The sequence below is a fragment of the Stenotrophomonas lacuserhaii genome (assembly GCF_039674585.1).
Classification (GTDB): Bacteria; Pseudomonadota; Gammaproteobacteria; order Xanthomonadales; family Xanthomonadaceae; genus Stenotrophomonas; species Stenotrophomonas pennii_A.
Genome location: NZ_JBDJNU010000069.1, coordinates 1 through 9,888, shown reverse-complemented (window position 1 = coordinate 9,888; position 9,888 = coordinate 1). Strand labels below are relative to the sequence as shown.

General features: G+C 66.9%; 9 protein-coding genes. 6 read left to right on the top strand and 3 right to left on the bottom strand.

Going from position 1 to position 9,888, the window contains the following annotated elements:
- Positions 1-81 precede the first annotated feature (81 nt).
- Positions 82-1,473, bottom strand: coding sequence for an MFS transporter (locus tag ABE522_RS17005; protein ID WP_346592713.1), 1,392 nt, complete (start codon positions 1,471-1,473; stop codon positions 82-84).
- Positions 1,474-1,581: 108 nt separating this feature from the next.
- Here ABE522_RS17005 and ABE522_RS17000 point away from each other — a divergent pair, with 108 nt between their 5' ends.
- The gene (locus ABE522_RS17000; RefSeq protein ID WP_346592712.1) at positions 1,582-2,469 is read left to right on the top strand and encodes a LysR family transcriptional regulator; all 888 of its coding nucleotides are present in this window, start codon (positions 1,582-1,584) and stop codon (positions 2,467-2,469) included.
- Positions 2,470-2,593: 124 nt separating this feature from the next.
- Here ABE522_RS17000 and pip read toward each other — a convergent pair whose 3' ends face one another.
- Both pip and prmC read right to left on the bottom strand, forming a co-directional pair.
- The gene (gene pip, locus ABE522_RS16995; protein WP_346592711.1) at positions 2,594-3,535 is read right to left on the bottom strand and encodes a prolyl aminopeptidase; all 942 of its coding nucleotides are present in this window, start codon (positions 3,533-3,535) and stop codon (positions 2,594-2,596) included.
- Positions 3,536-3,586: 51 nt separating this feature from the next.
- A complete protein-coding gene (prmC, locus tag ABE522_RS16990; protein ID WP_346592710.1) occupies positions 3,587-4,438 on the bottom strand; it encodes a peptide chain release factor N(5)-glutamine methyltransferase in 852 nt (283 codons plus the stop codon).
- 336 nt (positions 4,439-4,774) lie between these two features.
- On the opposite strand from prmC, the gene ahpC reads away from it, so the two are divergent.
- The 5 genes from ahpC to ABE522_RS16965 all read left to right on the top strand — a co-directional run bounded on the left by ahpC (position 4,775) and on the right by ABE522_RS16965 (position 9,717).
- Positions 4,775-5,338: an alkyl hydroperoxide reductase subunit C gene (gene ahpC / locus ABE522_RS16985; protein ID WP_346592709.1), complete on the top strand. Its 564-nt coding sequence runs from the start codon at positions 4,775-4,777 to the stop codon at positions 5,336-5,338.
- Positions 5,339-5,523: 185 nt separating this feature from the next.
- Positions 5,524-7,116: an alkyl hydroperoxide reductase subunit F gene (gene ahpF / locus ABE522_RS16980; RefSeq protein ID WP_346592708.1), complete on the top strand. Its 1,593-nt coding sequence runs from the start codon at positions 5,524-5,526 to the stop codon at positions 7,114-7,116.
- Between the two features lie 83 nt (positions 7,117-7,199).
- The gene (locus tag ABE522_RS16975) at positions 7,200-8,165 is read left to right on the top strand and encodes a LysR substrate-binding domain-containing protein (protein WP_346592707.1); all 966 of its coding nucleotides are present in this window, start codon (positions 7,200-7,202) and stop codon (positions 8,163-8,165) included.
- Positions 8,166-8,295: 130 nt separating this feature from the next.
- A complete protein-coding gene (gene rnk / locus ABE522_RS16970; protein WP_346592706.1) occupies positions 8,296-8,703 on the top strand; it encodes a nucleoside diphosphate kinase regulator in 408 nt (135 codons plus the stop codon).
- A gap of 54 nt (positions 8,704-8,757) precedes the next feature.
- Positions 8,758-9,717, top strand: coding sequence for a transaldolase (locus tag ABE522_RS16965; RefSeq protein WP_346592705.1), 960 nt, complete (start codon positions 8,758-8,760; stop codon positions 9,715-9,717).
- The last annotated feature ends 171 nt before the right edge of the window (positions 9,718-9,888 follow it).

Sequence of the window (9,888 nt, the reverse complement as noted above, 5' to 3'; positions counted from 1 at the left end):
ACCGCCACCCACGCGCGGGGTTCGGCCGGCGCGGGGCCGTTTTTGGTGGCCGCGCTTCCCCCCCCCCGCCCGACACTACCCTCACTGCGGCGGACGCAGCCACAACGCAACGCCCACACCGACCAACGCAAACGCCGCCGCGCCATACTGCGCATTGACCAGCCCCTGCAGCGCCTCGACGCTTCTACCGGACACATCAGCACCGCGCCCGGCATTGGCCAGCATCACCAGCACCGCCAGGCCCAGCGCCCCACCCATCTGCTGTGCGGTCGCGGCCATGCCCGATGCCACTCCCTGCTGCGCCGCCGGCACGCCCTGCCCGGCCACGATCCACATCGCCGTCCAGGTCATGCCCTGCCCCAGGCTCAACACCACCACGCCGGGCAGCAGCGCCCAGTAGCTGGCGCCATGCGGCAGCGCCAGCGCCACCGCCGCGATACCCACCGCACCGGCCCCCATGCCCCACGCCAGCACCTGCCGCGGCGAGCGCCGCGCAAGCATCTGTTCTGCCACGGTGATGCCATGGGTGCATACCAGCGTGGGCAGCAGGAAGGCCAGCCCGGCCTGCAGCGGACTCCAGCCGTAGCCGTCCTGGAAGTACAGCGCCAGGAAGTAGTACTGCACGCCGAAGCTGCTCATGAACAGCATGGTCAACAGCATCGCCGCGCGCAGGCTGCGCAGCCGCAGCAGCGAGAACTGCATCAACGGATCGCGACTGCGCTGTTCAATCAGCACGAACACACCGAGCAGCACCACCGACACCAGCAGGCAACCGAGCGTGGCCGGCGCAGACCAGCCCCATTCCGGCCCTTGCACCAGCGAGGTCACCAGCAGGCTGCCGCCCAGCGTCACGGTCAGGCAGCCGGCCAGATCGAACGAGCGACCGCGCTGCGGCGCCGTGTCACGTGGCAGCCAGCGGCCGCCCAGCACCGCGCAGGCACCGGCGAAAGGCACGATCACCAGCAGCACCGACGACCAGCCGAAGGCCTGGGTCAGCACCCCGCCCAACAGCGTGCCCAATGCCAGTCCACCGGCACTGGCCATGCTCCAGATTGCCAGCGCACGGTTGCGCGCTGCACCTTCGGCGTAGATCGTATTGATCAGCGACAGCGTGGCCGGGAACAGCAGCGCCGCGCCGATGCCCTGCGCAGCGCGCGCGGCGATCAGCATGCCCGCGCTGCTGCTCAGGCCGCCAACCAGCGAGGCCAGCGCGAACAGCGCCATGCCCAATCGATACATGCGGCGACGGCCGAGCAGGTCGGCCGCGCGCCCGCCCAGCAGCAGGCAGCCGCCGAAGGCCACGGTGTACGCACTGACGATCCATTGCAGCTGCTGCGCGTTGATCCGCAGCTGCACGCCCATCTCATGCAGGGCCACGAAAATGATGGTGGCGTCCAGGGCGATGATCAGCTGCGCCATCGCCAGCAGAGTCAGCGCCAGGCGCGGGGGAAACGGGGAAGTGGGAGCGCTCATGCCGTAGGTCGTGCGGGGAAGGCGGGCAGTCTCATTGATGACGGCCGACATTGAAAGCGGGATACTTCGATTTCTGTAATGCATTCGCGCATCAATCAAGGATCAGCGATGGATCTCAACGCCGTGCGCATGCTGGTACAGGTCGCCGAAGCGCGCAGTTTCACCACCGCTGCCGGGCAGCTCGGCGTCAGCCAATCGGGCCTGTCGCGGGCGATCGGGCGGCTGGAAAGCGAGCTCGGCGTGCGCCTGCTCCATCGCAACACGCGCAACGTCAGCCTGACACCGGACGGGCGCCAGTTCGTGGAGCACTGCACGCCGTTGCTGTGCGGACTGGAAGATGCCGAACGCCGGCTTGGCGACCGCCCGTGCACGCCATCGGGGGTGCTGAAGCTCACCGCGCCTTCCATGTTCGGGCGCAAGGTACTGGTGCCGATGGCCGGCAGATTGATGGCCGAACATCCGCAGCTGCAGTTCGAGCTGGTGCTCAATGATCGCTTGGTCGACCTGGTCGAAGAAGGCTTCGATGCTGCGCTGCGCACCGGGCCGATCAGCGATGTGCGGATGGTGGCGCGCCCCCTGCGTCCGCTGCGCTGGGTCACCGTGGCCTCACCGGCTTACATCGCCCGGCACGGCGCCCCCGCTTCGGTGGATGCACTGCAGGACCACACCTGCCTTGCAGTACGCAACCTGCGCAGCGGACGGCTGGTGGACTGGCAGTTCCGCCAGGCCGATGGCCAGCTGCGTGAGTTCACCGCAGCGGCGGGGATGGTGTTCGACAGTGGCGATCCCTTGGTGGAAGCAGCCCTGGCCGGGATCGGCATCGTGCAGGTGATGGATTTCGCCGTGGCCGATGCGCTGGCTTCCGGCCGGCTGCAGCGCGTGCTGCAGCCCTTTGAAGGCCGCGAGCGCGCGTTGTCGCTGGTGTATCCGCCGTCGCGTCAGGCCTCGCCGAAGATGAAGGTGCTGGCCGAAGCGCTGCTGGCCGGTGACTGGTAGCCCGGGGTAGCGACGGCCCCTGGCCGTCGGTGGGACAGCGGTGACGACCAACGGTCGTCACCCACCGAGGCAGGCTCACCGCGCACCCGTTTGACGGCCAGCGACCGTCACTACCGGGTCTGGCTCAGGCGAACGAATCGGTTGCGCGCACCAGCGCGTCCACGTTCTCGGCTTCGAACGCCGAATGGCCGGAAGCCGGGCTGATCTGCAGCTTCGCCTTCGGCCAGGCCTTGCTCAGCTCCCACGCGTTGGCCAGCGGGCACACTACGTCGTAGCGGCCGTGCACGATCACGCCGGGGATGTCGGCGATGCGGTGCGCGTCACGCAGCAGCTGCTCTTCCACCTCGAAGAAGCCACCGTTGACGAAGTAGTGGTTTTCGATGCGCGCGAAGGCCAGCGCGAACTGCGGGTCCTCATGGCTGTTGACGAAATCATCGTCCACATGCAGGAAGCTGGTCGCCCCTTCCCACACGCTCCACGCCTTGGCCGCGGCCAGTCGGGTGGCTTCGTCTTCGCTGGTCAGGCGGCGATGGAACGCGGAGATCAGGTCATGCCGCTCGACGGCCGGGATCGGCTTCAGGTAATGCTCCCACGCATCGGGGAACAGGCGGTTGGCGCCTTCCTGGTAGAACCATTCCAGCTCCCAACGACGCAGCATGAAGATGCCGCGAAGCACCAGTTCGGTCACCCGCTGCGGATGGGTTTCGGCATAGGCCAGCGCCAGCGTGGAACCCCAGCTGCCGCCGAACACCTGCCAGCGCTCAACGGAAAGATGCTCGCGCAGCTTTTCAATGTCAGCCACCAGGTCCCAGGTGGTGTTGTCCACCAGGTCCGCATGCGGGGTGGACCGTCCGGCGCCGCGCTGGTCGAACAGGATGATGCGGTACTTCGCCGGGTCGTGGAACTGCCGCATCTTGTCGCTGCAGCCGCCGCCCGGCCCGCCATGCAACATCACCACCGGCTTGCCGTCCGGGTTGCCGCACTGTTCGAAATACAGCGTGTGGCGGTCGTCGACCTTCAGCGTGCCGACGTCGTAGGGGGTGATGGCGGGGTACAGCGTACGCATGCTTGCAGCTCCGTGGTGATGCCCCGCACGCGGCAGGACAGAGCGCCCATTCTAGGCCGGTCGCCGGCCCAGCGTGACCCGGTCGCGCTGCTCCAGGTCCTGTACCGTTTCCACTTCATCCAGGCCGGCCTGTTGCAGCAGCGCGCGGATCGCCGCGCCCTGGTCCCAGCCGTGTTCCAGCAGCAGCCATCCACGGGGCAGCAGGTGGGCGCTCGCTCCATCGGCGATCAGGCGGATGTCGTCCAGCCCGTCCTGCCCGGACGCCAGCGCGGTGGTGGGCTCGAAGCGCAGGTCGCCACGTGCAAGGTGCGGATCGTCGCTGGCGATATAGGGTGGATTGCTGGCGATCAGGTCAAAACGTTGCCCCTGCAGCGGCGCATACCACGCGCCCTGCGCGAACGCGACGTTGGCCACCGTGTTGCGCGCCGCATTGCGCGTGGCCACCGCCAGCGCCTCGGCACTGGAATCGGTCGCCAGCACCTGTGCGAGGGGGCGTTCACGGGCCAGTGCCAGTGCAATGGCGCCGCTGCCGGTGCCGAGGTCGGCGATCGTGCAGGGGCGATCCGCAGGCAGCCGCGCCAGCGCCTGTTCCACCAGCAGCTCGGTCTCCGGCCGCGGGATCAAGGTGGCCGGGTTGACCTCCAGTTGCAGCGTCCAGAAGCCCCACTGGCCAGTGAGGTAGGCCACCGGTTCGCCTGCCACGCGACGCGCCAGCAGCGCATGGAAACTGTCGCGATCGGCCAGGTCCACCGGGTCCGTGGCATGCGCGAACAGCCAGCTGCGCGGACGCTGCAGCGCATGCAAGAGCAGCAGTTCGGCCTCGTGCCGCGCCTCTGGGCCGCGCAGCTGGGCCGTGGCGTCAGCCAGCAGGTCGCGTAACAGCGTGTCGGGACGGGAACTCATGCTCAGGACCTTGCGTGGGGGCGGCAGCTTAGCCCACGTCGTCCCGGGGAGCCGGGCACGGAGTGACACGACACCCCAACGCCGATGCACGATGTTCAGGTCCGGGCCGCCTGATATTGGCGGCAGCTATCAAGCTACCCGTGCGGCATAGTGCGCAAGCCATTGAAAGATAATGGATATAGCGGCGGGCTTGGCGTTGCCCCCCGGCGACGGCCCGTAAATCGATAGTCTCCGCCTATTACATAGATGCAATCAATGGATTGTCCTTATCGAATAGGAGCCGTTACTCTAGGTCCTGTCGCAACACCCACTCCCCTTCACCCAAGAGGAATATCCATGTCCCTGATCAACACCCAGATCCAGCCGTTCGAAGCCAATGCGTACCTGAACGGCGAGTTCATCAAGGTTTCCGACCGCACCCTGAAGGGCCAGTGGTCCGTCCTGATCTTCATGCCGGCCGCTTTCACCTTCAACTGCCCGACCGAAATCGAAGACGCGGCCGACCATTACGCCGAATTCAAGAAGGCCGGCGCCGAGGTCTACATCGTCACCACCGATACCCACTTCTCGCACAAGGTCTGGCACGAAACCTCGCCGGCGGTGGGCAAGGCGCAGTTCCCGCTGGTCGGCGATCCGACCCACCAGCTGACCCGCGCCTTCGGCGTGCACATCGAAGAAGAAGGCCTGGCACTGCGCGGCACCTTCATCATCAACCCGGAAGGCGTGATCAAGACCCTGGAAATCCATTCCAACGAGATCGCCCGTGACGTGTCCGAGACCCTGCGCAAGCTGAAGGCTGCCCAGTTCACCGCCGCCAACCCGAACCAGGTCTGCCCGGCCAAGTGGAAGGAAGGCGAGAAGACCCTGACCCCGTCGCTGGACCTGGTCGGCAAGATCTAAACGCCGCACCTCGCTCCCATGCCCGCCCCGTGCGGGCGTGGGGGTGAACCGAAGCCAGCCGCGCAAGCCAGCAGCCGCCAGCCCCTTCCACGCTGCTGTCTTCGGTTCACCCCTACCCCCCTGCTGGTCCGCTACGCTCAGTCGCGGCGCCACGCCCCCGTTTTGCCTGAAGCCAGGAGAAGACCATGTTGGATGCCAACCTGCAGTCGCAGCTGAAGACCTATCTGGAGCGCGTGACGCGCCCGATCCAGATCACCGCGCATGCCGACGACGGCGCAAAGGCGCAGGAGATGCTGGAGCTGCTGACCACGATTGAAAGCCTGTCCGACCAGATCAGCCTGACCGTGCTGCGCGATGGCACCGGCCGCGTGCCCTCCTTCGACCTGGGCACCCCGGGCCAGGACATCCAGCTGACCTTCGCCGGCCTGCCGATGGGCCATGAGTTCACCTCGCTGGTGCTGGCCCTGCTGCAGGTGGGCGGGCACCCGTCCAAGGCAACCGCCGACGTGATCGAGGCGGTGCAGAACCTGGAAGGCGAGTTCAAGTTTGAAACCTATTTCTCGCTGTCCTGCCAGAACTGCCCGGACGTGGTGCAGGCGCTGAACCTGGCCGCGGTGCTGAACCCGCGCATCCAGCACGTGGCGATCGACGGCGCCCTGTTCCAGGACGAAGTGGAGCAGCGCCAGATCATGTCGGTGCCGACGGTCTACCTCAACGGTGAACTGTTCGACCAGGGCCGGATGACGCTCGAGCAGATCGTGGCCAAGCTCGATACCGGTGCCGCCAAGCGCGATGCCGCCAAACTGGCGACCAAGGATGCCTACGACGTGCTGGTGGTGGGCGGCGGTCCGGCCGGCGCGGCTGCGGCGATCTATGCCGCACGCAAGGGCATCCGCACCGGCATCGCGGCCGAACGTTTTGGCGGCCAGGTGCTGGACACCATGGCGATCGAGAACTTCGTTTCCGTCAAGGAGACCGAAGGCCCGAAGATGGCGATGGCGCTGGAACAGCACGTGCGCGAGTACGACGTGGACATCATGGACCTGCAGCGCGCCACCGGCCTGGTGCCGGCCGGCGATGACGGGCTGGTGCAGGTGCAGCTGGAAAACGGCGCGGTGCTGAAGTCGCGCACGGTGATCCTGTCCACCGGCGCGCGCTGGAGGCAGATGAACGTCCCCGGTGAAGACCAGTACCGCAACAAGGGCGTGGCGTACTGCCCGCACTGCGACGGCCCGCTGTTCAAGGGCAAGCGCGTGGCGGTGGTGGGCGGCGGCAATTCCGGCGTGGAAGCGGCGATCGACCTGGCCGGCCTGGTGTCCCACGTCACGCTGCTGGAATTCGACGACAAACTGCGCGCCGACGACGTGCTGCAGCGCAAACTGCGCAGCCTGGGCAACGTGACCGTGCTGACCAGCGCACAGACCACGGAGGTACTGGGCGACGGGCAGAAGGTGACAGGGCTTGTCTACAAGGACCGCATCGGTGGCGATTCGCACCGGGTGGAACTGGAAGGCATCTTCGTGCAAATAGGACTACTGCCCAATACCGAGTTCCTGACTGACGTCATCTCCCTCTCGCCGCGAGGTGAAATCGTCATCGATGATCGCGGCCAGACCAATCTTCCGGGAGTGTTTGCCGCCGGAGATTGCACGACCGTACCGTACAAGCAGATCATCATCGCCATGGGCGCTGGATCGACGGCCGCCTTGAGTGCCTTCGACCACCTGATCCGTTCGTCCGTGACCAAGAGCAGCGGCGCCGTCGCCGAAGCTGCCTGACACAGGTTCCCAGATCACCGGGGACACCGCATGTCCGCTGGGTAAGCCACGCCGTCCCGGTCCCTACCCAATGAGGTCTCAGGATGAACCTACGTGATCTGAAGTACCTGGTGGCCTTGGCCGAACATCGCCATTTCGGCAAGGCCGCCGCCGCGTGTTTCGTCAGCCAGCCCACGCTTTCCACCCAGATCCGCAAGCTGGAAGAGGAGCTCGGGCTGCCGCTGGTCGAACGCGCTCCGCGCAAAGTGATGCTGACCCCGGCCGGCCTGGACGCGGCCGCTCGCGCCCGGGTCATCGTGGCCGAAGTGGAACAGATGAAGGAAGCGGCGCGCCGCAGCCGCGACCCGGAAGCCGGCGCGGTCCGCCTGGGTATCTTTCCCACCCTGGGGCCCTACCTGCTGCCGCATGTGATTCCGCGCATCCGCGAACGGTTCCCCCAGCTGGAACTGCTGCTGGTCGAAGAAAAGAGCGACGTGCTGCTGGCCCGGCTGCGCGAAGGCAAGCTGGATGCCGCCCTGCTGGCGTTGCCGGTGCTGGACGACCAGCTGCACACCGAGTTCCTGTTCGAGGAACCGTTCCTGCTCGCCGTATCGGCCCAGCATCCGCTGGCCAACCGCCGCCAGCTGGATGTGCAGGAGCTGTCCGCGCAACGGCTGCTGCTGCTGGAAGATGGCCACTGCCTGCGCGACCAGGCGCTGGAGGTCTGCCGGCTGTTCGGCGCGAACGAGAAATCCGAGTTCCGTGCCACCAGCCTGGAGACGCTGCGGCAGATGGTCGCCGCCGACGTGGGAATCACCCTGATGCCGACGCTGTCGGTGAAGCCGCCGGTCCCGCGTTCGGAGAACATCCGGTTGCTCGACCTGGTCGGTGACAATCCTCCCAGCCGCCGCATCGCCATGGCATGGCGCCGCAGTTCGGCGATGAACGGGTTCCTGGCGCAGTTGGCCGACCAGTTCAAGCACTTGCCGACGTCCCTGTTCACGTTGTCGGGCGGGCCGTTGCCCCCCTCACCGCAGGTCGAAAACGACATCAGCGCCCTGCCGGGCTGAGCCGCAGCCGAACAATGAAGGTCGGCGCGCGCGCGGGTGGGTCGATTCCTGCCCCGTTTGTCCCCACAATATGAATCAGGCGGCGCCAACTGGTGCCGCCTTTTGTATGTCCCTTTCAAGGAGTAGTTGCATGACCACCGCAAGCGGCCTGCCGCCGTCCATCATCGTTTCATCCCATGACCTGGCCCGCCTGGAGGCGCTGCTGGAGTCCCCCGCTGCGAGCGCCTCGCCGGCTGCTGCGGCGGCGTTGTCCGATGAATTGACCCGTGCCACCGAACGGGCCCCTGGCGAGATGCCAGCCGGCATCGTCAAGATGCATTCGCGGGTGGAATGCGAAGACGCGACGACTGGCGACAAACACGTGCTGACCCTGGTCTATCCACGCGAAGCAAACGTCGACGAACATAAAGTGTCGGTGCTGGCACCGGTCGGCACCGCGCTGCTGGGCCTGTCCATCGGCCAGAGCATCGACTGGGATGCGCCGGGCGGACGCAAGCTGAAACTGCGCGTCACTGCGGTCCACGACGACGCACCCTGAAGAATTCCCGCTACCCGGCTGCGCCCCACGCGCGCCCGCACTGATGGAGCTGCAATGAGCACTACCCCGTCCAAACTGGCCCAGCTGCGCGAACTCTCCGTCGTGGTCGCCGATACTGGTGATTACGACGCCATCAAGCGGCTGCAGCCGGTGGATTGCACCACCAACCCGACCCTGGTGAAGAAGGCGCTGGACCTGCCGGTCTATGCGGACCTGATCGCCCGCGAACTGGCCTGGGGCCGCGAACAGGGCGGTGACCGCGAAAGCGTGGTCAACGCCGTGGCGGACCGCCTGACGGTCGGTGTCGGCACGCTGTTGAGCACGCTGGTGCCGGGCCGCGTGTCCACCGAGGTGGATGCGGACAAGTCACATGACACCGAGGCCACCGTCGCCAAGGCACGTCGCTTCGTGCAGATGTATGCCGACGCCGGCGTGCCGCGCGAGAAGATCCTGATCAAGATCGCCGCGACGTGGGAAGGCATCGAAGCGGCGCGCGTGCTGCAGGCCGAAGGCATCGACTGCAACCTGACGTTGATCTTCAATTCCACCCAGGCGCTGGCCTGCAGCGAAGCCGGTGCGTTCCTGATCTCGCCCTTCGTCGGCCGCATCCTCGACTGGTACGTGGCCAATGGCCAGACCCCCGCCAGCATCGATGAAGACCCCGGCGTGGTGTTCGTGCGCGGCGTGTACGCCGAGTTCAAGCGACGCGGTTCGCCGACGGTGGTGATGGGCGCCTCGTTCCGTTCCACGGCGCAGATAGAAGCCTTGGCCGGCTGCGACCGCCTGACGGTTTCGCCGGACCTGCTGGAAAAGCTGGACGCCGAGCATGGCGAACTGCCGCGCGCGCTGGTGGCGGGTGGGGCTGAAACCGTGGTGAGCACGCCGATCGATGGCGCGCGCTTTGCTGCTGACCTGGCCGCCGATCCGATGGCGACGGAGAAGCTGGCGACCGGGATCGAGGCGTTCGCCAAGGACCTGGAAAGCCTGCGGGCGCGGATCCGCGCGGAGCTGTGATTTTTTTTGGGGGGTCGAACGGGTGAGACCCCCTCGCGGGTGGCTGCTGTTTGAAGCCGCAGCTGAGGGCGGGCCCGGGGGGGGGGGGGAGTGGGGGGCCCCGCCAGAAACGCCAATGGCGCATAAGGCGGCCCGGCCCGCCAACGCCCCCCCCCCCCCCCCCCCCCGCCC